This is a genomic window from Arthrobacter sp. 179, assembly GCF_052379645.1.
Taxonomy (GTDB): Bacteria; Actinomycetota; Actinomycetes; order Actinomycetales; family Micrococcaceae; genus Arthrobacter_H.
Genome location: NZ_JBQSYU010000008.1, coordinates 60,105 through 81,815, shown reverse-complemented (window position 1 = coordinate 81,815; position 21,711 = coordinate 60,105). Strand labels below are relative to the sequence as shown.

The 21,711-nt window shown below is 66.2% G+C and carries 26 protein-coding genes; 13 read left to right on the top strand and 13 right to left on the bottom strand.

The features are described from left to right. The first annotated feature begins 106 nt into the window (after nucleotides 1-106). The 5 genes from ACT3UE_RS07250 to ACT3UE_RS07230 all read left to right on the top strand — a co-directional run bounded on the left by ACT3UE_RS07250 (nucleotide 107) and on the right by ACT3UE_RS07230 (nucleotide 4,433). A complete protein-coding gene (locus ACT3UE_RS07250; RefSeq protein WP_444553526.1) occupies nucleotides 107-646 on the top strand; it encodes a CBS domain-containing protein in 540 nt (179 codons plus the stop codon). Nucleotides 647-692: 46 nt separating this feature from the next. Further along, nucleotides 693-1,754 (top strand): pyruvate dehydrogenase (acetyl-transferring) E1 component subunit alpha, encoded by a 1,062-nt coding sequence (gene pdhA, locus ACT3UE_RS07245; protein ID WP_444553527.1) that lies wholly within the window; start codon nucleotides 693-695, stop codon nucleotides 1,752-1,754. A 20-nt stretch (nucleotides 1,755-1,774) separates the two neighbouring features. After that, nucleotides 1,775-2,767 (top strand): alpha-ketoacid dehydrogenase subunit beta, encoded by a 993-nt coding sequence (locus ACT3UE_RS07240; protein WP_444553528.1) that lies wholly within the window; start codon nucleotides 1,775-1,777, stop codon nucleotides 2,765-2,767. 9 nt (nucleotides 2,768-2,776) lie between these two features. After that, nucleotides 2,777-4,045 carry a dihydrolipoamide acetyltransferase family protein gene (locus tag ACT3UE_RS07235; protein WP_444566480.1) on the top strand — a complete coding sequence of 423 codons (1,269 nt, stop codon included), beginning with the start codon at nucleotides 2,777-2,779 and terminating at the stop codon, nucleotides 4,043-4,045. A 190-nt stretch (nucleotides 4,046-4,235) separates the two neighbouring features. Next, nucleotides 4,236-4,433, top strand: coding sequence for a DUF4177 domain-containing protein (locus tag ACT3UE_RS07230; RefSeq protein ID WP_444553530.1), 198 nt, complete (start codon nucleotides 4,236-4,238; stop codon nucleotides 4,431-4,433). Nucleotides 4,434-4,568: 135 nt separating this feature from the next. Here ACT3UE_RS07230 and ACT3UE_RS07225 read toward each other — a convergent pair whose 3' ends face one another. Continuing rightward, nucleotides 4,569-5,438: a DUF1295 domain-containing protein gene (locus ACT3UE_RS07225; RefSeq protein WP_444566479.1), complete on the bottom strand. Its 870-nt coding sequence runs from the start codon at nucleotides 5,436-5,438 to the stop codon at nucleotides 4,569-4,571. Nucleotides 5,439-5,567: 129 nt separating this feature from the next. Here ACT3UE_RS07225 and ACT3UE_RS07220 point away from each other — a divergent pair, with 129 nt between their 5' ends. The 3 genes from ACT3UE_RS07220 to ACT3UE_RS07210 all read left to right on the top strand — a co-directional run bounded on the left by ACT3UE_RS07220 (nucleotide 5,568) and on the right by ACT3UE_RS07210 (nucleotide 8,845). Next, a complete protein-coding gene (locus ACT3UE_RS07220; protein ID WP_444561563.1) occupies nucleotides 5,568-6,023 on the top strand; it encodes a MarR family transcriptional regulator in 456 nt (151 codons plus the stop codon). 62 nt (nucleotides 6,024-6,085) lie between these two features. Further along, nucleotides 6,086-7,888, top strand: a complete 1,803-nt coding sequence (locus tag ACT3UE_RS07215; protein WP_444561564.1) for an AMP-dependent synthetase/ligase — start codon at nucleotides 6,086-6,088, stop codon at nucleotides 7,886-7,888. Nucleotides 7,889-7,918: 30 nt separating this feature from the next. Then, nucleotides 7,919-8,845: an ADP-ribosylglycohydrolase family protein gene (locus ACT3UE_RS07210; protein WP_444553533.1), complete on the top strand. Its 927-nt coding sequence runs from the start codon at nucleotides 7,919-7,921 to the stop codon at nucleotides 8,843-8,845. On the opposite strand, the gene ACT3UE_RS07205 is transcribed toward ACT3UE_RS07210, so the two are convergent. Continuing rightward, nucleotides 8,846-9,847, bottom strand: a complete 1,002-nt coding sequence (locus ACT3UE_RS07205) for an exonuclease domain-containing protein (protein WP_444553534.1) — start codon at nucleotides 9,845-9,847, stop codon at nucleotides 8,846-8,848. A 104-nt stretch (nucleotides 9,848-9,951) separates the two neighbouring features. On the opposite strand from ACT3UE_RS07205, the gene ACT3UE_RS07200 reads away from it, so the two are divergent. After that, complete coding sequence (locus tag ACT3UE_RS07200) at nucleotides 9,952-10,641, top strand: VTT domain-containing protein (RefSeq protein WP_444553610.1); 690 nt, start codon at nucleotides 9,952-9,954, stop codon at nucleotides 10,639-10,641. Nucleotides 10,642-10,730: 89 nt separating this feature from the next. Here ACT3UE_RS07200 and rdgB read toward each other — a convergent pair whose 3' ends face one another. The 6 genes from rdgB to clpS all read right to left on the bottom strand — a co-directional run bounded on the left by rdgB (nucleotide 10,731) and on the right by clpS (nucleotide 14,931). Continuing rightward, entirely contained in the window at nucleotides 10,731-11,357 is a 627-nt protein-coding gene (gene rdgB / locus ACT3UE_RS07195; RefSeq protein WP_444553535.1) for an RdgB/HAM1 family non-canonical purine NTP pyrophosphatase, read from the bottom strand. Next, complete coding sequence (gene rph / locus ACT3UE_RS07190) at nucleotides 11,357-12,109, bottom strand: ribonuclease PH (RefSeq protein WP_444553536.1); 753 nt, start codon at nucleotides 12,107-12,109, stop codon at nucleotides 11,357-11,359. Before rph ends, rdgB begins: the two co-directional genes overlap by 1 nt. Nucleotides 12,110-12,152: 43 nt before the next feature. Then, nucleotides 12,153-13,013 (bottom strand): MBL fold metallo-hydrolase, encoded by an 861-nt coding sequence (locus ACT3UE_RS07185; RefSeq protein ID WP_444553537.1) that lies wholly within the window; start codon nucleotides 13,011-13,013, stop codon nucleotides 12,153-12,155. Then, nucleotides 13,010-13,972 (bottom strand): glutamate racemase, encoded by a 963-nt coding sequence (murI, locus tag ACT3UE_RS07180; RefSeq protein WP_444553538.1) that lies wholly within the window; start codon nucleotides 13,970-13,972, stop codon nucleotides 13,010-13,012. The genes ACT3UE_RS07185 and murI overlap by 4 nt, the downstream gene beginning before the upstream one ends. Before the next feature lie 64 nt (nucleotides 13,973-14,036). Next, complete coding sequence (locus ACT3UE_RS07175) at nucleotides 14,037-14,621, bottom strand: DUF2017 family protein (protein ID WP_444553539.1); 585 nt, start codon at nucleotides 14,619-14,621, stop codon at nucleotides 14,037-14,039. Between the two features lie 4 nt (nucleotides 14,622-14,625). Then, nucleotides 14,626-14,931 (bottom strand): ATP-dependent Clp protease adapter ClpS, encoded by a 306-nt coding sequence (gene clpS / locus ACT3UE_RS07170; RefSeq protein WP_444553540.1) that lies wholly within the window; start codon nucleotides 14,929-14,931, stop codon nucleotides 14,626-14,628. A 102-nt stretch (nucleotides 14,932-15,033) separates the two neighbouring features. On the opposite strand from clpS, the gene ACT3UE_RS07165 reads away from it, so the two are divergent. Further along, nucleotides 15,034-16,347 (top strand): nicotinate phosphoribosyltransferase, encoded by a 1,314-nt coding sequence (locus tag ACT3UE_RS07165; protein WP_444553541.1) that lies wholly within the window; start codon nucleotides 15,034-15,036, stop codon nucleotides 16,345-16,347. Between the two features lie 38 nt (nucleotides 16,348-16,385). Then, a complete protein-coding gene (locus tag ACT3UE_RS07160; protein ID WP_444553542.1) occupies nucleotides 16,386-17,024 on the top strand; it encodes an isochorismatase family protein in 639 nt (212 codons plus the stop codon). Between the two features lie 27 nt (nucleotides 17,025-17,051). Here the strand turns inward: ACT3UE_RS07160 and ACT3UE_RS07155 are convergent, their stop codons facing one another. Then, nucleotides 17,052-17,546 carry a GNAT family N-acetyltransferase gene (locus ACT3UE_RS07155; RefSeq protein ID WP_444553543.1) on the bottom strand — a complete coding sequence of 165 codons (495 nt, stop codon included), beginning with the start codon at nucleotides 17,544-17,546 and terminating at the stop codon, nucleotides 17,052-17,054. A 55-nt stretch (nucleotides 17,547-17,601) separates the two neighbouring features. Further along, nucleotides 17,602-18,342, bottom strand: a complete 741-nt coding sequence (locus ACT3UE_RS07150; protein ID WP_444566478.1) for an alpha/beta fold hydrolase — start codon at nucleotides 18,340-18,342, stop codon at nucleotides 17,602-17,604. Nucleotides 18,343-18,465: 123 nt separating this feature from the next. Between ACT3UE_RS07150 and ACT3UE_RS07145 the strand changes: the two genes are divergently transcribed. Together ACT3UE_RS07145 and ACT3UE_RS07140 are read left to right on the top strand one after the other, a co-directional pair. After that, nucleotides 18,466-19,443 carry a hypothetical protein gene (locus ACT3UE_RS07145; protein ID WP_444553545.1) on the top strand — a complete coding sequence of 326 codons (978 nt, stop codon included), beginning with the start codon at nucleotides 18,466-18,468 and terminating at the stop codon, nucleotides 19,441-19,443. After that, on the top strand, nucleotides 19,440-19,964 hold the full coding sequence (locus tag ACT3UE_RS07140; RefSeq protein WP_444553546.1) for a GNAT family N-acetyltransferase: 525 nt from the start codon (nucleotides 19,440-19,442) through the stop codon (nucleotides 19,962-19,964). Before ACT3UE_RS07145 ends, ACT3UE_RS07140 begins: the two co-directional genes overlap by 4 nt. A 37-nt stretch (nucleotides 19,965-20,001) precedes the next feature. Here ACT3UE_RS07140 and ACT3UE_RS07135 read toward each other — a convergent pair whose 3' ends face one another. From ACT3UE_RS07135 to ACT3UE_RS07125, 3 genes are read right to left on the bottom strand one after another with little or no spacing between them, the layout of a single operon-like run. Then, nucleotides 20,002-20,409 carry an ASCH domain-containing protein gene (locus ACT3UE_RS07135; protein WP_444553547.1) on the bottom strand — a complete coding sequence of 136 codons (408 nt, stop codon included), beginning with the start codon at nucleotides 20,407-20,409 and terminating at the stop codon, nucleotides 20,002-20,004. 33 nt (nucleotides 20,410-20,442) lie between these two features. Continuing rightward, nucleotides 20,443-21,426 carry an ArsA family ATPase gene (locus tag ACT3UE_RS07130; RefSeq protein ID WP_444553548.1) on the bottom strand — a complete coding sequence of 328 codons (984 nt, stop codon included), beginning with the start codon at nucleotides 21,424-21,426 and terminating at the stop codon, nucleotides 20,443-20,445. Beyond that, the gene (locus ACT3UE_RS07125; RefSeq protein WP_444553549.1) at nucleotides 21,417-21,710 is read right to left on the bottom strand and encodes a cory-CC-star protein; all 294 of its coding nucleotides are present in this window, start codon (nucleotides 21,708-21,710) and stop codon (nucleotides 21,417-21,419) included. Before ACT3UE_RS07125 ends, ACT3UE_RS07130 begins: the two co-directional genes overlap by 10 nt. Between the last annotated feature and the right edge of the window lies 1 nt (nucleotide 21,711).

The following is a 21,711-nucleotide window of genomic DNA, read 5'->3' as shown; positions in this document are numbered from 1 at the left end:
ATCCAGGGCCGCCGGGCAGCAGGACTCGTGGCGGGTTTCTGCGTCGTCGGTGGTCTGTCCGTCACCATTGCTGGCCAGTCTCGGCCGGTGGGGGCACACTGAGGGTATGAGCGAACCTACCGGCACAGGCGTTTCCCGGGATGCTTCCGAGCATCTTGACCCGGCCGGGGCACGAATCCCGACCACGGCCGCAGACATCATGAGCACCCCCGTGGTCACGGTCTCCCCCGGCACCCCCGTCGATCAGATCGCCGCACTGCTGGGCAGGCACCGCATCAGCGCCCTGCCCGTCGTGGAGGAGTCCGGGCATGTGCTGGGGCTGGTCAGCGAATACGATGTGCTCGCCAAGACCGGGACCACCGCCTCCGAAGTGATGAGCCCGGGGGTCATCAGCGTGTCCGTGGACACCCCGATCTCCGATATCCGGGCCCTGCTGGTGGATCAGCGGATGCGTCGCCTTCCCGTCATGGACACCGGCGTCCTGGCCGGAATCGTCAGCCGCCGCGACGTCGTGGCACTGCTGACCACCGAATGGGCGTGTGGAACCTGCGGCGAACCGGCCCGGGGGATGGAACCGCCCGAGAACTGCCCCACCTGCGGGGGCACCGGCATCTTCAGGCTTCAGGAACAGCTCCCCGGCCCCTGACCGCCCCGGGGGCAACGGTACGGAGGCAGTCCAGCAACGGAGGAACATGATGGTTGATCGGAAGGAACAGCGTACTGCCGGGCAGGAGGACGCGCAGACACTGATCGGGTACTACCGGCAGATGGCACTGATCCGCAGATTCGAGTTGACGGCCGACCAGATGTACAAGCGGGCGAAGATCGGCGGGTACTGCCACCTCAACCTCGGTGAGGAAGCCAGCGTCGTGGGACTGATGACCGCGCTGCAACCCCGGGACTACCTCTTCACCAACTACCGCGACCACGGCTATGCCCTGGCCCGTGGAATGAGCACCGGGGCGGTCATGGCCGAACTATTCGGCAAGAGCACCGGGGTCTCCAAGGGCCGCGGCGGTTCCATGCACATGTTCGACACCGAAACCCGCATGCTCGGCGGCTACGGCATCGTGGGCGGACAACTTCCTCCCGCCACCGGGGCCGCACTGGCACTGACCTACCGGGGGGACCCCGGGCCCGAGGCCGAAGCCGTCATGTGCCAGATGGGCGACGGCACCACCAACATCGGTGCCTTCCATGAATCGTTGAACCTGGCGGCCGTCTGGAACCTGCCGATCGTGTACGTCATCATCAACAACGGGTTGGGCATGGCCACCACGGTCGAGGCCGCCGCCGGCGAACCCGAACTATATAAACGCGGCTGCTCCTACCGCATCCCCGGTGAACGGGTCGATGGCAACGACGTGGTGGCCGTCCACGACGCCGCCACCCGGGCCCTGGACCGGGCCCGCCGGGAACGCCAGCCCTTCCTGCTGGAGTTGATGAGTTCACGCCTGCGCGGACACTCGGTGGTCGATCCCGCCCAATACCGTTCCCGGGAGGACGTCGAGCACGCCCAGGCCGCGGATCCGGTCCCGGCCTTCCGCCAGCAGCTGCTGGATTCGGGGGTGCTGGAGGAATCCCTGGCCCAACAGATCGACACCGAATCCCGTGAAGCGGTCAACGCCGCCGTGGCCTTCGCCGAGGCCAGCCCGGATCCGACCCCCGATCAGCTCTTCGACTACGCCTACGCCACCCCCGTCCCCAATTCCCCCGACACCCTGCCCGGCCACCCAGTGACCGGTATGCCATGACCGGCGAAGAAGGAGCCCAGATGACCGACACCACGTACCGGCAGGCCCTGAACGACGCCCTGCGGTCCGAGTTGAGCCGTGACGAGAACGTCCTGCTCATCGGCGAGGAGATCGGCCTGTTCGAAGGCTCCTATAAGATCACCGCCGGGCTGCTGGACGAATTCGGGCCCCGCCGGGTGCTGGACACCCCGATCGCCGAAGAGGGTTTCGTCGGCGCCGCCGTGGGGTCGGCGATGCTCGGGATGCGTCCGGTCGTGGAGATCATGACCTTGAACTTCTCGCTGATAGCCATCGACCAGATCGTGAACCATGCCGCGAAGATCCATGGCATGTTCGGCGGCCAGAGCTCGGTGCCGATGGTCATCCGCATGCCCGGCGGGGGCGGCCAGCAGCTGGCGGCCACCCACTCCCAGAACCTGGAGGTCTGGTACGCCCACATCCCCGGGCTCAAGGTCGTGGCCCCCTCCTCCCCTGCGGACGCCAAGGCCCTGCTGATCGCGGCGATCCGCGACGACGACCCGGTGATCTTCCTGGAGAACCTCGCGCTCTACAACACCCGCGGAGAAGTCCCCGACGGCGACCAGGTCGCCGAGATCGGCAAGGCCTCCATTGCCAAGGAGGGCAAGCACCTCAGCGTCATCACCTATTCGCGGGCCACCACCGTGGCCTTGGAAGTGGCCCGGCAGCTTGAAGAAGAAGGCATCTCGCTGGAAGTGGTGGATCTGCGTAGCCTTCGGCCGCTGGACCGGGAAACCATCTGCGCCTCGGTCCGCAAGACCAGCCGGGCCGTGGTGCTCGAGGACGACTGCCTCAGCTACGGTATCGGAGCCGAGATCTCGGCCACCCTCATGGAGGGGGCCTTCGACTACCTGGATGCCCCGGTCCGCCGGGTGGCGGCGGCCGAGATCCCGCTGCCCTATGCCAAGCCGTTGGAAAGCGCGGCACTGCCCACCGCGAAGGACCTGATCCGGGTCGTCCGCGAACTGCTCGCCGCCACCAGTTTCACACGATAGGAGACCGCGATGCCCGAGGTGAACATGCCCCGCCTGTCCGACACGATGCAAGAAGGTGTCCTCAGCCGCTGGGTCAAGAAGGTCGGGGACGCGGTGAGCGAAGGCGATGTCCTCGCCGAAATCGACACCGATAAGGCCACCATGGATCTCGAGGCCTTCGACGACGGGGTCCTGGAGAAGATCCTGGTCGAGGAAGGCACCATGGTCGCCATCGGGGAACCCGTGGCCTTCATCGGCTCGGGGGCCGGGACCGTGCCCGGTGCCGACGCCCCGTCCCCTGCCGCCCCGAAGGACGCCCCCGCACCGGCGTCCGAAAGCGCCCCCGCGCCACGGCCCGCCGAGGGGACTTCGACGCCCGGGACCATGGAGCCTCGCCCCCCGACCGGGGCCACCGGCGGACGCCTGCTCGCCTCCCCGCTCGCCCGCAGGATCGCCGAACAGCATGGCATCGATCCGGCGTCGATCACCGGGACCGGCCCAGGCGGTCGGATCGTCAGGGCCGATGTCGAAGCCGCGGTGGCCGCCCAGGCCGACACCGCCCCGCAGCAGCCCGCAGGGAAGACCGCGGCGAGCAATACCTCCACGGATGAGACGGAATCGGTGGAGGTTCCCCTGACGATGATGCGCAAGGTGATGGCCGAACGACTCACCGAAAGCGCTGGCGCCCCGCACTTCTACCTGACCAATGTGGTGGCCGTGGACCGGCTCTTCGCCCTGCGCGCCGAGATCAATGAACGCTTCGCCGACACCGGGACCAGGATCAGCGTGACCGACCTGCTGGTCAAGGCGTGCGCCCTGACCTTGGAGGACCACCCCCAGGTCAATGCCTCCTGGGCCGGGGACAAGATCCTCCAGCATCCGCGGGCACATATCGGGGTGGCGGTGGCCCTGGATGACGGGCTGATCGTCCCGGTCGTCCGCAACGCCGCCACCAAGGGCCTCGATGTGATCTCCACGGAAACCCGGGCCTTGGCCACGAAGGCCCGGGACGGCAAGCTGGCCCCGGCCGAATTCAGCGGCGGGACCTTCTCGATCAGCAACCTGGGCATGTTCGGCATCGACAACTTCACCGCGGTCATCAATCCACCCGAGGCCGCGATCCTGGCAGTGGGCGCCACCACCGAGGAGCCCTACGTGCAGGACGGGAAGCTCTCCAGCCGCCGGATCATGAAGATCACCCTCACCTCCGACCACCGGGTCCTGGACGGCGCCGTTTCGGCGGCGTTCCTGCGCGATCTCAAACGCACGCTGGAAGAGCCTTTGAGGATCATCATCTGATCCGTCCTCCGACCGGGCGTCCCGCCGGAGTGGTCGGACCTCTGGACTTTGGCGCCGGGAAGTTGGTTAATGAATTAAGGACCGTCGCCCTCGGGAACGTGGTTCTCGTTGTTGACCAACACGTTCGACGTGTTCTCCACGACATCGGGGCGTCAACGGGCTTCGCCACTCGCCGCGAGGAGGACCGGCCATGCATGAATATAAAGTCATCACCGACAGGATCAAGGACTACCCGGATTTCAAACCCTCGGATCTTGAAGCCAGTCTCAACGAGCATGCCCTGTCCGGGTGGAAGGTCGTCACCTGTTTCACCGACTCGACCGTCTGGCATGAGACCACTGTGACCACCATCCTGGAACGCCAAAGCAACTACACCACCAAGTCCTAGGCCGGCGGGAGGTCACCCGACGATCCTCTGGACCGGTCGGGTGACCCGGACACCGCACCCCCGCACCATGGCGCGGATTTTCCTGCCGGGTCCAGGTGATTCCACGGATCACGGCCTTCGGCGCCTTGGAACCGGCTACCAGATCCGAGGAACCAGGACCGGGGTCCTTGCCTTATAGGCCTCATAGTCTGCTTGGCCGCCCCACTTGGCATCGGACTTCTTTTCCAACAGGGGCACCCCGCTGACCTGGGTCAGGAGCAGAATGACCAGGACCGGTGAAATCAGTGCCACCAGCTGCCATCCTTCAAGTGCCGGGAAGGCGACGATGGCGACGCCGATCCACAGCAGGATCTCACCGAAGTAGTTGGGGTGGCGCGAGGTCGACCACAGGCCGGAGGAAATGAATCCTCCTTTTTTCGACGGGTCGGCGTTGAACCGCGATTTCTGCTGGTCGGCCACCACTTCCAGACCGAACCCGAGCATCCACAGCAGGACGCCAACGAGCGCAAAACCGTCCAGGGGAACTCGGTGATCCGACGTCATGGCCACCCACGCCGCGGCCGCGGTGAAGGTGACCCACAACCCCTGGAGCGTCCACGTGCTCAGGAACCTGACGAAGGAGGGCTTGATCTGGTCAAAACGGTCATCCTTGCCCGCTCGGCTGATACGACGGAACAAGAAGAGTCCGAGCCGCAACGTCCAGATGAGAACTATCGTGGCCAGGATCAGGGAACGCGCGTCGATATCTGGAAGGGCCACAAGAATCATGACGGTAATCGCCACATAGCTCAGCATGCCGGTGAGGTCATAGTACTTTTCGGTCTGCGCCAAAAACGCAGGGATAAAAGCCATCCACTGGATCACGATGGCCATGCCCACGGCCAGGGCAAAGACGGGGATCACTCCCAGGGTGATACCGCCACTGCTGCCGGCAGCAGCAAGCAAGGCTCCGATGATCAGCACGATGGGCAACGTGATCAGCGCCGTGCGCTCAGACTTTTTCACGGAAAAGTTCCTCTCTGCCATGCGGAGCTTTCGCGGAGGCGATGCTACCGATAAAATTTCATTCAATCTTTTGATGATCAAAGAATCTTGACTATACTCGAAGCCTGCTCTTAAGGAACGGAAGCCGCCATGTTGTCCCACCTTTCCGTCGCCACGACCTTGCAGCAAATGTTGATTCTGGCCCGCGAAAGCGAGCGGGAAACGGCTCTGGGATTGGGCCTGAATCTCACGGATTTCCGTGCCCTTTCGGTGCTGACCCAGTCAGGGCCGATGACTTCGGGGAATCTCGCGCTGGAGCTGGGCTCCACCGCGGCCACCACTACGGCCATCACCAACCGTCTGGAGCTGGGAGGCTACCTCACCCGCAACCGGGGCGCGGCAGACAGGCGCCATGTCATGTTGACGGCAACCAACACGGCCTTCCAGGGAATCCTGGACCCGACCCATCCGCTGGCCACTGCCCTCTACGAACAGCTCCAGGGCCTACCCGTTGAGCACAGCACCATCGTCAGCAACTTTCTTGACGCTACCCAAGTCCTGATGCGCAACCACCTGCACACACTGTCTAATGAGGACACCCCGTGAAAGAGTTCACCACGCCGCCCCTGGTGGGTCCAACCATTTATCGAAACGCAACAGAGCTCCTGATGCAACGGCTCAGGACTTCGCCCCACCACATAGCCTTCGAAGTTCGTTCCGCCGGCGCAGCGATCACGGATCCCTGGGACCAAGTGAGCACCAGAGAGTTCGTCGGGCAGGTCCGAGCCCTGGCCAAAGGCTTCATGGCTTCGGGCCTGCAGCCCGGTCAATCCATCGCCATCATCTCGCCCACCCGCTATGAATGGGCCCTGGCGGACATGGCCGCCTGGTTCGCCGGCGCCGTCATCGTTCCCCTCTACGAGACCGCGGCGGTCAACCAGATATCGGCCATTATCACCGACGCCGACGTGCGCTTCGGTGTGGCCGGCACGACGGAACACGCCCGGATACTCAAACAGGGATTCGAGCAAGCCGGCATGGCCGATGGGCGCATCTGGACGATGGATCCGAACACTGAATCGTCCCTGGACGTTCTGGTGCACAGCGGCGAACACATCACCGATGAGGCCCTGGAGCAACGACGGCTGGTGGCCACACTGGATGCGGTGGCAACCATCGTCTACACCTCGGGGACCACCGCTGCACCCAAGGGTGCGCTCATCACCCATGGGAACTTCGTCAACCAGGTACTGAATGTGGCCGGATCCTACGGTGAGGTGGTCCAGGAATCCGGCAACACGGTGATTTTCCTCCCGATGGCCCACGTACTGGCCCGCGGGCTCCAACTGATCTGTCTGGCCAACGGCATGCGCATTGCCCACCTGGGCGACACTCGTGAGGTGGTACCGGCTCTAGGCGCACTGAAACCCACCTTCTTGGTGGTGGTCCCGCGTGTTCTGCAAAAAATACGGACATCCGCTGCAGCAGCCGCCGAGGCAAAACATCTCGGCCCCCTCTGGAAGGTGGCACAGGACACCGCGGTGCAATGGGGCCGGCTGGCAGAGCGTCGCGATACACATCCGGCAGCACGAGCCGGGCTCGGGCTCCGGATCAAGCACGCCCTCTTTGATGGATTGTTCTATGCCCGGATCAGAAAACTGGTCGGTGGGCGCCTGGGCTATCTCCTCTCCGGTGCCGCGGCGCTGGACGCTGAACTATCGCTGTTCTTCCGCGGTCTAGGATTACCCGTCATTGAAGGATACGGACTCACTGAAACCACGGCTCCGCTGACCGGAAACCTTCCTGGAGCAATCACGGCAGGTTCCGTGGGAGTGCCCATGCCGGGAACCACAGTCCGCATTTCGGATCAGGGCGAGGTCCTGGCTCGCGGGGCCGGTGTTTTTTCCGGATACAACAGACCCGCGGACAACACCGAGGCCTTCATCGACGGCTTCTTCCGCACCGGTGACCTCGGCGAGCTCGATGAGCGCGGGCAGCTGACCCTCAAGGGGCGCATCAAGGATGTCGTCGTCACAGCAGGCGGCAAAACCGTTTCCCCCACCATCTGGGAAGGATACGTCGAAAATGATCCCCTCATCGCCCATGCCGTGATGGTGGGAGAAGGCCGCCCTTTTCTCGGCGGCCTGCTGCTCCTTGACTTCGAAGCCGTCATCGATTGGGCCCATCGACACGGGGTCACCCGACTGGCGGGCCTTCGAATCCCCGAGACAGGTGGGGCGGTCACCATCGAGGAGCACGGACTTCTCGAAGTACTCAATCAGACGGTCAGCAAGGCGAATTCGAAAGTGTCCCGTCCCGAGCAGGTCCGAAAGTTCCTCCCGCTGCTGACCGATCTCAGCGAAGCCAGCGGAATCATGACTCCCACCATGAAGCTCAAGCGCGGGATCTTCACCCAACGTTCGCGTCCGTTCGTCGAAAAGATCTATGCGCAGTCACCGGAGCAAGGCTAGATTCGCCGGGCCATCTCCTAGACTGTCCGGGTGAACCAGACGCCGCAAAACCTCGAACCACGCCCCGAATTCTCCGACCGGGTGCTCGCCATCCTGCAGGCCACGGCCGCCGGCGCCACCGCAGCCAGGGCCCTGGACGCCCCGGGTGAGACGGAGACCCTGCAGTTGTTCCTGCTCGATGGCCTCCTCGAAGCCGTCGAATGGGCCAATGACGGGGTCGCCTCCGATGAGGCGGCCTGCCTGTGGCTGGCCGGGCTGCGCTGGAGGCACGCCGTCACCGGTTCCTTCCCCGAAGGGGCCCCGGAACCACTGCCGCGGTGGATCGACGCCGCCTTCGCCGACACCGGTGTGCTCCCGGCCCCGAACCTGGCCCCGGGGGATCCACAGAACCGCACGGCCCTGTCCGACCCGGAGATGGCCAGTACCGGTCGGCCGGCCCACCCCACGGCGGATGGTCCGGGGGTCCTGCCGCGGGCAGCGGTCATGGCCCTGCTGCCGCGGGTCGATGAGGGCACGACGGCACGGCTCGCCTCCGATGCCGCGGCCCTGACCCATGGTGCCCCCGCGGCCCACCGGGCTGCCGCATCGGCGGCGCTGGCGGTCCGGGCCGGCCTGGACCTGGGCGTGGAGGCGACGCAGCGTTGGCAGGAGCTGCTGGAGCAGTTGGCGCAGGACGAGGGGACCTCCTCCACCGCCCTGGGTGCCGCCCTGGCGGCCGCCCTCGAGGAGATGGCCTCCGGATTGTCCGAAACCGGTGGGGTCCCCGGCGTCGTCCGGCGTCTGGGGTCGGCACCGGATCCTGATACGGCAGGCTACGCGGCGGCGTTGGTGGCCTCGGCCCGCGGATATCGGCCGGCGGACGGCCGGCCGCAGTCCGCCGTGGATTCGGTCATCCACCAGATGCACCACCGGTGGGTCGAAGCCGTCCTCGGCGCTGCCCCGGAACCGGCGGGCTGATCAGGCGAGCCGGAACCCGTCGACCAGTTGCAGGAACTCACCTTCCGACAGCAGGGAGATCCCGCGTCCGGCCTCGCGCAACCGCAGGACATGTTTGACCTTGGTCGTCAGGCGGGTCGTGTGCAGATCCCCGGGGACGAAGCCGTCGCCGACGACCAGCACCGTGGTGGCGCGGGTGACCCGGCTGGCACAGGTGGCCCCGTTCTCCGCCGCCCGGTTCTTGGCTTCCTGCCGGGTGATGGACAGGTTCCCGGAAAAGACCACCGTCTCCCCGTAGAGCGGGTGCGCGGGGTCGGCCCCGGGGTTCGGCGGCGGGTTCTCCCCTTCGCTGGGCCAGCCTCCGGCCCAGGTCGGTTGGGCGGGGACCAGCATTCCGGCGGCCAGTCGTTCCCTGGCCGAGACCGTCGCCTTGGACAGGCCGTCCCCCGGCGCGTAGGCCGCGGCATGGCCCATCGCCACGCGGGCGGCGCCGGCGGCCCGGGAGACCGAGTCCACGGCATGCCGGTGGCCGATGTCGATCATGATGGAGGCGCAGGCCCTGGCGTCGGCCAGGGCATCATGGTGGTTCTCCATCGGCGATCCCGCGGCTTCGGCGACGAAGGGCAGCGAATAGGACTGCAGCGAGTAGGTCTTGCGCGCCAGCTTCACGGTGCAGGCGAAATCGTAGGCCGGGCCCGCCAGTTCGGAGACCTCCAGGGCGGAACGGATGACCCCGAGGTCGAAGGCCGCGTTATGGGCCACGACGGTATCGGCACCGATGAAGGAGGCCAGTTCCCCGAAGACCTCGCCGAAGCGGGGCGCGGTGGCCACCATATCGGCGGTGATCCCGTGGATCTGCACGTTGCGCGGATCGAAGTGGTCGAACCCCTCGGGCGGGCGCATCAGCCAGTAGGCCTCATCGACGATCCCCCCGTCACGGACGCGGGTGACGCCAACGGAGCAGGCCGACCCGCGAAATCCATTGGCCGTCTCGAAATCGATCGCCGTAAAGTCCAAAGCCACCCCACCACCTTAGCGGGGCATTGCTGGGAGTCTGCCCACACTTTGTCCCGAAGGCCTCTTTCGTCCCAGCCGGTGGCCAGCCCGCCGGTAAGCTGGACCCTGTGATGATTGACGCCCTGAGCCCGGCCCTGGACGCCGCAGTGACCCTCCAGCCCCAGATGGCCGGCTTGCTGCCGGACTTCCTGAACCCCGATGTCTTCCTGCGCGATCCACGGTTGGCGCCCTGGATCATCCTGCTGGTCTGCGGCATCGTCTTCGCCGAAACCGGCCTGCTGGTCGGCTTCTTCCTCCCCGGCGATTCCATGTTGTTCACTGCGGGCCTGCTGGTCGCCACGGGGGCCATCGACGTGAACCTGTGGTTCTTTGCCGGATGCGTGTTCATCGCCGCCTTCGCCGGGGACCAGACCGGCTATCTCATTGGCCACAAGGCCGGGCCGTCGGTGTTCAATAAACCCGATTCGCGGTTCTTCAGGAAGGAATACGTGGACAAGGCCCACGAATTCTTCGAGCGATTCGGCGGCCGGGCGGTCATTCTGGCCCGCTTCGTGCCGATCGTGCGGACCTTCGTCCCGGTCATCGCCGGGGTCGCGAAGATGCACTATCGCACGTTCATCGCCTTCAACCTCGTCGGGGCGCTGCTCTGGGGGGTCGGAGTGACCCTGCTGGGCCACTGGCTCGGGCAGTACACCTGGGTCGGGAACAACATCGACATCATCTTCGTGGCCATCGTGCTGCTCTCGGTCGTGCCCATCGCCGTGGAACTGATCAAGGCCCGCAAACCCGCCCGGAGCTAGCCGGATGCACGAATCCCCCTGATCCGCGACGGATCAGGGGGATTCCTTGGTCTGGCCGGGCGCCTACACCCGGAAGACTCGGCGACGGATCAGCCGGCCCGCAGCACCTCGACGAGGTGGGGCAGCAGGGCCCTGAAGGCCTGGCCGCGGTGGCTGATCGCGTTCTTCTCGGCACTGTCCAGCTCGGCGCAGCTACGGTCCTCACCGACGGGTTGCAGGATCGGGTCGTAGCCGAATCCCCCCTGCCCGCGGGGTGCTTCCAGCACGGTGCCTTCCAGGCGCCCCAGTTCCACCTGTTCGGTGCCGTCGGGCAGGGCCAGGGCGGCGGCGCAGACGAAGGCACCGCCGCGGTGTTCGGCGGGAACATCGGCCAGTTGGGCCAGCAACAGCGCCAGGTTCGCGGCGTCGTCGCCATGGCGGCCCGACCAGCGGGCGGAGAAGATCCCCGGCGCCCCGCCCAGGACGTCCACCGAGAGGCCCGAATCATCGGCGATGGCCGGCAACCCGGTGGCTTCGGCCACGGCGTGGGCCTTGAGCAGGGCATTGGCTTCGAAGGTCACCCCGGTTTCGCGGACGTCCGGGGCGTCCACGGCACCGGCGTCGACGACCTGGGTGTCCACGTCGAGTCCGGGGACCTGCCCGCGCAGCAGCTCGCGGAGCTCACGCAACTTGCCCTGGTTGTGGGTGGCCAGGACCAGCCGGGGGGACGGCGCCATCACTGCTCGAGGGTTTCGCGCTGGATGACCGCCAGCTCTGCGGTCCCCGACAGGGCCAGATCCAGCAGCGCATCGAGTTCGTCCCGCTTGAAGGGTGCGCCTTCGGCGGTGCCCTGGACCTCGACGAAGTCACCGGATCCGGTGACCACGACGTTCATGTCGGTTTCGGCCCGCACGTCCTCCTCATAGGGAAGATCCAGCATCGGGGTGCCATCGATGATGCCCACCGAGATCGCCGACACGCTGTCGGTGAGCACATTGGCCTTGGCGGCGATGAGCTTCTGGCCGCGGGCCCAGGTGATGGCATCGGCCAGGGCAACGTAGGCGCCGGTGATGGCCGCGGTGCGGGTTCCGCCGTCGGCCTGGAGCACGTCGCAGTCCAACACGATGGTGTTCTCACCCAGGGCCTTGGTGTCGATGACCGAACGCAGCGAACGGCCGATCAACCGGGAAATCTCATGGGTGCGCCCCCCGATCTTGCCCTTGACCGATTCACGGCCGTTGCGGGTGTTCGTGGCCCGGGGAAGCATCGCGTATTCGCCGGTGACCCACCCGGTGCCCTCGCCCTTGAGCCAGCGCGGGACCCCGGAGGTGAAGGAGGCGGTGCACAGCACCTTGGTGTTGCCGAACTCGATCAGGGCCGAACCTTCGGCTTGGAGGGACCAACCGCGGGTGATGGTGACCTTCCGCAGATCGGCGGTTCCGCGCCCGTCGGCGCGCTGGATGGTGGATGCATTGGAGCCTGTAGTCATGGGTCCCAGTCTAATGCCGGACACCGGGGCCCGTATCAGGGGTTCAGGGGCGGAAGGGGTCCCGCGGGGCGGGCCTGTCCTTCGGTTCGCCCAGCCGGTCCCCCGACCACACCCCATAGGTGACCCCGGACACGGCGATCGCCAGACCGCCGTCGTACGTGGTCTTCGCCTCGTCGACCACGGTGTTCACATCCGTCCACACCGGGATATGGGTGAGCAGGAGGCGTTTGGCCCCGGCGGCGGTGGCCATTTCCCCGGCCCGTTTGCCGGTCAGGTGGACCCCGTCGATGCCGTCGTCCCGGCCTTCCTCGAAGGCCGCCTCGCAGAGGAACATATCCGCATCATGGGCCGCCTCGACGAGGCCGTCGCAGGAGTCGGTATCCCCCGAATAGGCCAGCACCGAGGTCCGGGTCGTCCCGTCCTGGAGTGGTTCGGTCGCCTCGACACGGATGGCATAGGCTTCCTCGACCGGGTGGCGGACAGGAACCGCCGAGATGGTGAAGGGTCCAAGCTCGACCTTCTGCCGGGGCACCCAGTGGTGGAAGTCGAAGTCCTCGTGCATGCCCGGGTCCAGTTCCAGCCCGTAGGCGGTGGCCATCCGGTCGGCGGTGGCTTCGGGGCCCCAGACGGTGATCCGTTCCCGGTTCCAGCCGTTCGGGTTCCAGTGCACCGCCACATGGAGCCCGCACAGGTCCATGCAGTGGTCGGGGTGCAGATGGGACAAAAAGATCGCGTCGATGTCCTCCAGATCCATATACCGTTGGAGCACCCCCAGCGCGCCGCTGCCCAGATCCAGCAGGATCCGCCAGATGCGTTCGCCGTCGAACGCGGTGACCAGATAGCAGGAGGCGGGTGAGCCGGGGCCGGGGAAGGAGCCGCTGCACCCGATGATGGTCATCTTCATGGCTGCTCCCCCACGGCGGCTCCTTCGGGGACGACGCCGGCGTCGGGGACGAGCACCTGCGGGATCTCCCCGGTGGGGTGGATGGTTCCACCGTGGGCCATATGCCGTACGGACTGGACCTCGGGGCCCAGGAACCTGCGGGCCAACACCTCGAAGTAGCCGGAGTCGCCGGTGGACATGAAATCGTGGGCGCCGTGTTCGCCGGCTTCGCTGGAGAGCCCGTGGCGCATCAGCGCCGCGTAGACGTCCTTCGCGGTTTCCTCGGCACTGGAGACCAGGGTGACGCCGTCGCCCATGACGTAGGAGATGACCCCGGTCAGCAGTGGGTAGTGCGTGCAGCCCAGCACCAGGGTGTCCACCCCGGCGTCCTTCAGCGGGGCCAGGTACCGTTCGGCGGTGCGCAGCAGTTCGGAGCCGGCGGTGACGCCGCTTTCGACGAATTCGACGAACCGCGGGCAGGCGGCTGCGGTGATCTCCAGTTGCGGGGCCGCGGCGAAGGCGTCCTCGTAGGCGCGGGAGCCGATGGTTGCCTCGGTGCCGATGACACCGATGCGGCCATTGCGGGTCGCGGCGACCGCACGGCGGACCGCCGGCTGGATGACCTCCACCACGGGGATCCCGTAGCGGGCCGTATAGCGTTCGCGGGCGTCACGAAGCACTGCTGCCGAGGCGGAGTTGCAGGCAATGACCAGCAGTTTCACCCCGGCGTCGACCAGTTCGTCCATCACTCCCAGCGCGTTGGCCCGCACCTGGGCGATCGGCAACGGCCCGTAGGGGCTGTTGGCGGTATCGCCGACGTAGAGCGTGGATTCATGGGGCAGCTGGTCGATGATGGCCCGGGACACGGTCAGGCCGCCGACACCAGAGTCGAAGATCCCCAGCGGTGCGGAGCGGTCACGGGCGGCCCGGCGATCCTGCAAGGCATCGCCGGGGGGCTGCGCGGAGGCGTGGCTGTTCATGATCTACCGACCATACTGCCTGTGTCGGCGAGGGGGCAGTAATAAAACACGGATGTCTCCCACGTCACAACGAACCGAGCAGTGCCTGCATCAGGGTTTCCTGCAACCAGGTGACGAAGTTGTAGACCAGGGCCAGATATTCGTCCACGTCATCGACCGTGGCGGCGTCGATGACCGAGGAGATCCGTTCGGCGTCGTCCTCGGTACGCAGATCCAGACGTTCGGCCAGGACCAGACGGACATCGTTCAGGGCCTGGGCGAACTGGTTCGCCGCCGCGGCATCGAAGGCCAGGGCGGACGATTCCATCGCCAATGCGGCGGCCTTCAGCGCGCCGATCTTGCGCTCACGCAGCGTCGTTTCGGTCAATCGACGGTATTCCAGCGAGGCGTCCTGGTCCCCCTGCACCGCATCGGGCAGCAACCTCAACTCGGCGGGATCGGTGGGGGCGGCAAATTCCGCGGCGTGGGTGCGCGGATCCATGCCCACCATCGCCCAGAGCGGATCCGGTTCCTCCCCCGGGGCCGCACCGTCGTCCTCGGGGGCCAGCAGCGTGGCGACGTCCTCGAACAATCCCCTCAGCAACTCGCGTTCGGTCGAATCCAGCCGGGCCGTGAAGCCGCGGGGCGTGGATTTGAAGGCACGGGCCATCGGGTCAGCCCTGGTCCGCGCGCTGGAAGGTCGCCCACAGCCCGTAGCCGTGCATTGCTGCGACATCGGCTTCGACCTGTTCCAGGGCACCGGTGGAGACCACCGAACGCCCTTGTTGGTGGACTTCGAGCATCAGTTGGTCGGCTTTGGTCTCGGAGTAGCCGAAGTGGCTGCGGAACACGTAGCTGACGTAACTCATCAGGTTCACGGGGTCGTTCCAAACCAGCAGGACGTACGGGGTATCCAGTTCCTGCTGCTCGGTCGTCTCGCTGCGTGGCAGGACATCGGTGGGTGCGGTCAAGACAGGCATACCCTCCATTCTACGACGTCAGGGCCCCGGCAGCCGATAGAGTGTGGGTGGGAGCGCGGCAGCGCGGTCCTGAACCGTACGATCCGAGGAGTCCTCCGACCGATGTGGCAGCAGCCGACCTCGCTCTTCACCGACCACTATGAGCTCACGATGCTCCAGGCGTCCCTGCACTCGGGGGCCGCACACCGCCGCTCCGTGTTCGAGGCCTTCGCCCGGCGGCTCCCCGAGGGCCGCCGCTACGGGGTCGTCGCCGGAACGGGACGCATCCTCGAGGGCCTGGAACACTTCCGGTTCGGCACCGAGCAACTCGATTTCCTCTCCGATCGCGGCGTCGTGGATGACACGACGCTGCAATACCTCAGCGGGTTCCGGTTCAGCGGGGACATCTACGGCTATGCCGAAGGCGACCTCTACTTCCCCAACTCGCCGCTGCTGACCGTCGAGTCGACCTTCGCCGAGGCCTGCGTCCTGGAGACCTACATCCTCTCGGTGCTCAACCATGATTCGGCGATCGCCTCGGCCGCCTCACGCATGATGGCCGCTGCCGGGGACCGGCCCTGCATCGAAATGGGGTCCCGCCGGACCCAGGAGCATGCGGCCGTCGCCGCGGCCCGCGCCGCGGTCATCGCCGGGTTCCACAGCACCTCGAACCTGGAGGCGGGCCTGCACTACGGGGTTCCCACCGTGGGCACCGCGGCGCATTCCTTCACCCTGCTGCACGATTCCGAACGGGCCGCCTTCGAAGCCCAGGTCGCCTCCCTGGGGGCCGATACCTCCCTGCTGGTGGACACCTACGACGTCGAACAGGGGGTCCGCACCGCCGTGGAGGTGGCCGGGCCAGCACTCGGCGCCGTCCGGCTGGATTCGGGCGACCTGGTGGAACAGGCCCGCTGGGTGCGCCGGCTGCTCGATGACCTGGGCAACCACAACACCCGCATCATGGTCACCTCCGATCTGGACGAATACGCCATCGCCGCCTTGGCCTCGGCCCCGGTGGACGCCTACGGGGTCGGCACCGCACTGGTCACCGGCTCGGGGGCGCCGACGGCCTCCATGGTCTATAAATTGGTGTCCCGCCAGGACGACGACGGCCATTTCGTCGATGTGGCCAAGGCCGCCAAGAACAAGGTCAGCGTCGGCGGCCGCAAATACGCGGTGCGCCGGCTCAACGAGCGCGGCCGCGCCACCGCCGAGATCGTCGGCATCGGCGAGCCCCCGGCCTCCGATGGGAACGACCGCGACCTGCTGGTCCCGTTGGTGACCGACGGCGTCGTCGCCCGGGAATACACCGGTTCCGCGGGACTGCAGCGTGCCACCCAACGACATCGCGACAGCGTGAAGGAAATGCCGGGTCTTTCCAAGCGGCTGCAGCGCGGTGAACCCGTGATCCCCACCGAATTCGTGGATCATCTATAGGTACCCGACCACCGGGTGCCCAAGGAGGAGAGCAAGACATGGAAACGGCCCTGATCATCGTCGACGTGCAGAACGACTTCTGCGAGGGCGGCTCGCTCGGGGTGAGCGGAGGTGGTGCCACTGCTGCGGCCATCACCTCCTACCTGAACGACCACGGTTGGAAGTACGCCGCCGTCCTGGCCACCCAGGATTGGCATATCGACCCGGGGACCCATTTCTCCTCCGAACCGGACTACGTCGATTCCTGGCCGGTGCACTGCGTCGCCGGCACCCCGGGGGCCGAACTACACCCCGGGCTGGCCCCGGTCCTGAAGGCCGGCGCCTTGACCGCCACCTTCCGCAAGGGCCGCTACGAGGCCGCCTACTCCGGTTTCGAATCCACCCTGGTGGACCCGGAGGATCCGGCGGCCACCTCCGAGGAGGCGGACCGCGAATCCTTGGAGAGCACCCCCGGCGAGTCGCTGGGCGAATGGCTGAGCTCCCGGCATATCCACAAGGTCGACATCGTGGGCATCGCGACCGACTTCTGTGTCCGGGAGACCGCCCTGGACGCGGCGCGGGCCGGATTCGACACCACGGTCCTGGCCCGGCTGACGGCCGCCGTGCACCGGGTGACGGTGCCCACCGTCCTCGGTGAGCTGGCCCGGGCCGGGGTCGCCATCGACCAGGATGCCTAGGCGCCGCCACCCTTTCCGCGAGTGGGCCTACCTGAGCATCCGCGCTTCAACGATGCGTGGTGTTCCCGGGTCGGTCTGTTCGGTCCCATCGAACTCGAAGCCGTTGCGTCGGTAGAAGGAGATGGCCCGAGGGTTGCCCGGTTCGACCCAGAGCATGGCTGCCTCTTCGCCGAGCACCCCGTTGAACAGATCCTGTCCGACGCCGGTTCCGTGGCCGCTTTGGAGCACATATAGGCAGAACAGCTGACGTTCGCGCGGTGGCACGGACTTCGCCGTGGGCACGCTCGGGCCGGAGAACGCGAAGCCGAGGGGTTCGCCGTCCTGCTCGGCCAGGCGGACCTCGAAGTCCTCCCGTTCCTGGCCGAGGATGTGCTCCCACATCCCCTGGCGCTTGCGGCGGTGCTCCTCGGTGAAGAAGCCCTCGGGCAGCAGGTGCTCATAGGTCTGTTGCCACGTGGCCACATGCAACCCGGCCAGGGCGGGGGCATCGGCGGCAGCAGGGCGTCTGATCGTGTAGGCCATCGGTTCATGATGCCATGTCGACTACGGGTCCTGGGGGCATTGCCGTCAGTGGAGTTCAGAGCCCCTGTTCGGCCGCCTGCTCCAGGAGCCATTTCTCGGCGTCCGGCCACGCGACCTGCAACTGGCTGTTGAGCCTTTCGTGGTCGTACCCGTCGTACTGTTTCCAGCGCACTCCCCGACGAGCCAGGCCTTCGCCTAGTTCATGAGGGGGCATGATCATTCCCACGGCATCCTGATCCTGCGCGCCCCAGAAGCCGAAGAGTGGACAAGGCATGAGATCGACTAGTGCATCGGGCGCCAGTTCGGCCAGATCACGATAGAATTCCGCCCCGGCCCACAGATCGAACCGTTCGTTGTACCGCTCCCGGATCGCCGGGTCCTTTTCCAATCCCGCCAGCTCGGCGTCGACGTCGCGCGAGGTGATCCCGTAGTCACCGAGCAGGGGGAACCCACCCGAAGCAACAGCTGCCACCGACCCGTATTCGGCCAGCTGAAGTGCCAGCCACGGTCCGAAGGCACCAGTGAAGGAGTAGCCGAAGACCAGGAACCGTTCATGGCCCAATTGGTGTGCCACCTGCCGCAGGTCGGTGGCCCAACGGTTGGGCAGATAGGGAGCACCCGTGCGTGTGCTGGTTGCGAAGTCCCGCGGGGAAGCGACGATGAGCGTGAACCGGCGCGCCATCAACCCCTCCATTTCCCGGGACCAGGTGAAGTTGCACTCCGGCGCCAGTAGCGCAGGTCCGGAGCCCGCTACACGGAACGCGATCCTGGCTCCATCAAGCGTCATGAATCCCATGCCACTGACCGTAGGTGACTCGACCTTCCCTGCCAATACCGGTGGGCTGCTGCGCGAAGGCCTCGACCACCGGATCGACCAGTGGGACCCAGTCGCAGGCCACCGTCGCACTAGACTGCCTGAATGCTCTCCGCCGAAATCATTGAAGCCGCCACGGCGTGGACGTCACCTCGCATCGTGGAATGGTCTCCTTCCCTACACCGCAACCTCAGCGAATGGCTTGAACCCAGTATGGCCCTGGTGGGTGATGCAGCATGGGGAGCGCAGATCCGCGATCTCGTCCAGTTGCCCATTGACGATCCGCTCCAATGGGCCAATCGCCGCATCCCCCTTCCCGGCGGAGAGTGGGCAATCGCCGGCATCCGTTTCAGGGTCCGTGATATCAGCAGGCCGTTTGTCGACATCATCGCCACCTCCCTCGCCCCGGAGCCCTCCCAGTTGGCGGCCCTGGCCGACGTCCTGCCGCATTTCACCGCCTTCTCACCCCTCTGCCTTCGCATCCACTGCCCCGATCCGGAACAGACCCTCTCCGAGCTGGCACGGTGCGGTACCTATGCCGGGCACGCGGCCACTGACTTGCTCATTGTCGCCGGACTGTTGGAAACCCTTAAATGGCGCGCCATGCCGAGCAGCACGGAGAGCGTCGAGCTTCGAGCCGTCGATCCTCAAGCAGCGGCAGACCGTGTGGCCGCGATATACGACGAGCTGGAACATTCGCGCCCCGGCATCAAGTCCTGGGCGTCCCCGGCCGACGTCGATCTTCTGTCCAGCGCAGCCACAGAAAATCTGCTGTTCGAGGTGTGTTCGGATTCTGAGCCGATCGGTGTCGTTGCCGCTGCCCGCGAGAACGCTTACGGCATGTCGGGATACAGCGTCCAGGAGCTGTGCCTCAACGCGGAGCACCGTGGACGCCGGTTGGGCCGGGCCGTACTGCTCCAGCTCTGCGGCCGGTTGCCGATCGCCTCGGTCGGCGACGTGCTCTGGGGTCACATCCACCCCGACAACAAGCCTTCCCTGGACAATTCGCTCTCCATTGGCCGTGAGGTCGTCGGAGGGCATCTGTGGCTGAGCCCCGCCGGCTACGAGGGGATGCCGGCATGATCGGCGAACCGAGAGCTGGCTCCCTTTGCGCTGCCCCGGCGTCCGCTCCGGTGGAGCCGGTGATTCGGCGGGTCACCACCGAGGATATCGGCGCGCTCGTCAGGCTCCGGGCCGTCATGTTCGAGACCATGGGCCAAGCGTCCTCTCCGGAAGCTCCCTGGCTGGCCGAGGCGTCGCAATGGTTCACCGACCACTTGGGTGTCGATGCCTGTGCGTACATCGTCTATTCCTTCGGGACAGCAGTGGCGGCGGCGCTTGGCTATGTCCACACCACACCACCGTCGCCGGCAAGCTGCGCAACGGTGACCGGGCACCTCTCCAATGTCGTCACCCTCGAGGGCCATCGCCGCCGTGGACATGCCCGTGCCTGCGTCCAGGCGCTCCTGGAGTGGTTCCGCCATGAAACCTCGGCGGCCAGGGTGGATCTGGCGGCCAGCGAGGACGGTCTGGCCCTCTATGAATCCCTGGGGTGGGTGCGCCGGGAGCAACCCACCTTGCGTTTATCCCTCCACCGCGACTGAACGGGATCGTCCACCCGAACGGGTCATCCCGAGGCGGTCAGCGAACGACGGCGAACCGTTCCAGGACGACCATGGTGTCGTCATCGGGTTCGAAGTCCGCTCCGAGTTCGGCCCGGATCTCGGCGGACGTCCAGAACTCCAGGTGGTCGGCCCGCCATTCGGCCACCGAGGTATGGCCTTCACCTTCGGCCAAGGCATGGTCGAGGGGCACATCTGCCAGCCGCACGAAGTCGACGCCGGTGGTCTCCACGGCGAAGAGCCTTTCGCCGTCGGAGCCGACGACGCAGCCCGCGTCGCCGACAACCGGCAGCGTCCCATCACCGACCTCGTATTCGCGCATCAATGAGCTGGTCGAGGTTTTGGCGCCGGATTCGATGGCAGCAATCAAGCTGTCGCGTAGCGGCCCCGGGAAGGCAAATTCAATGCTCGGAAGGTCGTCGTTCATTGGCACAGCTAACCAGAACCTCACGGTTCCCCACTAGTCGACGGCCCCTCCGGCACCCGCCAGCAGCGCCGCGAGTTCCTCCAGGGCCTCCTCCCCCGTCAGGTCCCGGGCCAGCAACGGCAGTTCGGTCATCGGTACCGCGGGGAGGTTCCGGCGGAGCACCTGCAGTGAAGCGTCTTCGAGTTCTCTGCGTTCGGCCAGGAACGACCCCGCATCCGCGGGTGATCTGCGGTTGACCACCAGGGAGGCGACGTCGATCCCCAAATCGCGCAATTGCCGCACGATGTCCAGGGACTCGGCCACGGGCATCTTCTCGGCCAGACTCACGATCACGAAACCGGTGGCGGTCTCGTCGGTGATCGCTTCCCGCATGCGGGAGAACCGGTCGCGGCGGGCGATCAAGGTCCGGCGCAGCTCCGAATCCGTTGCCGCCTGGGGGTCTTCACCGCCGACGAGCCCGCGGGCGGCGGCGGCGAACCGCTCGGATCTGGACCGACTGGCGAGCAAGGATTCCGTCCATCCCGTCAGCTTTTCCGGCAGGGTCAGCAAGTGCAGGGTATGCCCCGAGGGAGCCGTGTCGAACAGGACCAGGTCATAGTCGGCGGCTCCCAGATCGATGAGCTCGGCGATCCGTTCCAGGACTGCTGATTCGTGGCTGCCCGGCGCGGTCTTCGCCAGGTCGAGATGCTGCTGCGCGGAGCGGTGCAGTTGCTCGGGAAGGAGCTTCATCATCGTGGCGCCCACCGACTTGAAGTGGCGCTCGATGGTGGCCTGCGGGTCGATTTCCACGGCATCGACATACCCCGTGGCAGCGGTACACACCCGGGTCGCGGTATCCGAGAGCTTCAGGTCCCAGATATGACCGAGGTTATGCGCAGGATCGGTGGAGACGAGCAGGACCCGCCCGCCGCTGCGGGCCCGGGCCAGCGCCAAGGCCGATGACACGGAGGTCTTGCCGACGCCTCCCTTGCCTCCGACGAAGAGTACTTTGCGTTCGCTAGCGAGTTTCAGCAACATCCAATATGGTCCAATGGCGATCGGGGAATGCCGACGCGACGATGCCAGGCATGGAAGTCCTCCCAGACGGCCGGCATCAGTTCGGCGGTGTAGTAGGCGGCGGGGTCGGGGACCCCCAGGGCTTCACCCAGGACGGCGATCATGAACAGATCGTCTTCTTCCTGTTGTTCCCGTTTGAACATCTGGCGGTACGGTCCCACATAGAACTCGTACAGTCCCTCCCGGAAAGCGGACCAGCGCCGGGAGAACTTGTCCCGGCGCCGGTCGGTCGATGCTGGTTCCATC

Excerpts from the sequence above, each read along its gene's own strand:
- ACT3UE_RS07250 (WP_444553526.1), top strand. The coding sequence starts at position 107 with ATGAGCGAACCTACCGGCACAGGCGTTTCCCGGGATGCTTCCGAGCAT.
- pdhA (WP_444553527.1), top strand. The coding sequence starts at position 693 with ATGATGGTTGATCGGAAGGAACAGCGTACTGCCGGGCAGGAGGACGCG.
- ACT3UE_RS07240 (WP_444553528.1), top strand. The coding sequence starts at position 1,775 with ATGACCGACACCACGTACCGGCAGGCCCTGAACGACGCCCTGCGGTCC.
- ACT3UE_RS07235 (WP_444566480.1), top strand. The coding sequence starts at position 2,777 with ATGCCCGAGGTGAACATGCCCCGCCTGTCCGACACGATGCAAGAAGGT.
- ACT3UE_RS07230 (WP_444553530.1), top strand. The coding sequence starts at position 4,236 with ATGCATGAATATAAAGTCATCACCGACAGGATCAAGGACTACCCGGAT.
- ACT3UE_RS07220 (WP_444561563.1), top strand. The coding sequence starts at position 5,568 with ATGTTGTCCCACCTTTCCGTCGCCACGACCTTGCAGCAAATGTTGATT.
- ACT3UE_RS07215 (WP_444561564.1), top strand. The coding sequence starts at position 6,086 with ATGCAACGGCTCAGGACTTCGCCCCACCACATAGCCTTCGAAGTTCGT.
- ACT3UE_RS07200 (WP_444553610.1), top strand. The coding sequence starts at position 9,952 with ATGATTGACGCCCTGAGCCCGGCCCTGGACGCCGCAGTGACCCTCCAG.
- rdgB (WP_444553535.1), bottom strand. The coding sequence starts at position 11,357 with ATGGCGCCGTCCCCCCGGCTGGTCCTGGCCACCCACAACCAGGGCAAG.
- rph (WP_444553536.1), bottom strand. The coding sequence starts at position 12,109 with ATGACTACAGGCTCCAATGCATCCACCATCCAGCGCGCCGACGGGCGC.
- ACT3UE_RS07185 (WP_444553537.1), bottom strand. The coding sequence starts at position 13,013 with ATGAAGATGACCATCATCGGGTGCAGCGGCTCCTTCCCCGGCCCCGGC.
- murI (WP_444553538.1), bottom strand. The coding sequence starts at position 13,972 with ATGAACAGCCACGCCTCCGCGCAGCCCCCCGGCGATGCCTTGCAGGAT.
- ACT3UE_RS07175 (WP_444553539.1), bottom strand. The coding sequence starts at position 14,621 with ATGGCCCGTGCCTTCAAATCCACGCCCCGCGGCTTCACGGCCCGGCTG.
- clpS (WP_444553540.1), bottom strand. The coding sequence starts at position 14,931 with ATGCCTGTCTTGACCGCACCCACCGATGTCCTGCCACGCAGCGAGACG.
- ACT3UE_RS07165 (WP_444553541.1), top strand. The coding sequence starts at position 15,034 with ATGTGGCAGCAGCCGACCTCGCTCTTCACCGACCACTATGAGCTCACG.
- ACT3UE_RS07160 (WP_444553542.1), top strand. The coding sequence starts at position 16,386 with ATGGAAACGGCCCTGATCATCGTCGACGTGCAGAACGACTTCTGCGAG.
- ACT3UE_RS07155 (WP_444553543.1), bottom strand. The coding sequence starts at position 17,546 with ATGGCCTACACGATCAGACGCCCTGCTGCCGCCGATGCCCCCGCCCTG.
- ACT3UE_RS07150 (WP_444566478.1), bottom strand. The coding sequence starts at position 18,342 with ATGGGATTCATGACGCTTGATGGAGCCAGGATCGCGTTCCGTGTAGCG.
- ACT3UE_RS07145 (WP_444553545.1), top strand. The coding sequence starts at position 18,466 with ATGCTCTCCGCCGAAATCATTGAAGCCGCCACGGCGTGGACGTCACCT.
- ACT3UE_RS07140 (WP_444553546.1), top strand. The coding sequence starts at position 19,440 with ATGATCGGCGAACCGAGAGCTGGCTCCCTTTGCGCTGCCCCGGCGTCC.
- ACT3UE_RS07135 (WP_444553547.1), bottom strand. The coding sequence starts at position 20,409 with ATGAACGACGACCTTCCGAGCATTGAATTTGCCTTCCCGGGGCCGCTA.
- ACT3UE_RS07130 (WP_444553548.1), bottom strand. The coding sequence starts at position 21,426 with ATGTTGCTGAAACTCGCTAGCGAACGCAAAGTACTCTTCGTCGGAGGC.
- ACT3UE_RS07125 (WP_444553549.1), bottom strand. The coding sequence starts at position 21,710 with ATGGAACCAGCATCGACCGACCGGCGCCGGGACAAGTTCTCCCGGCGC.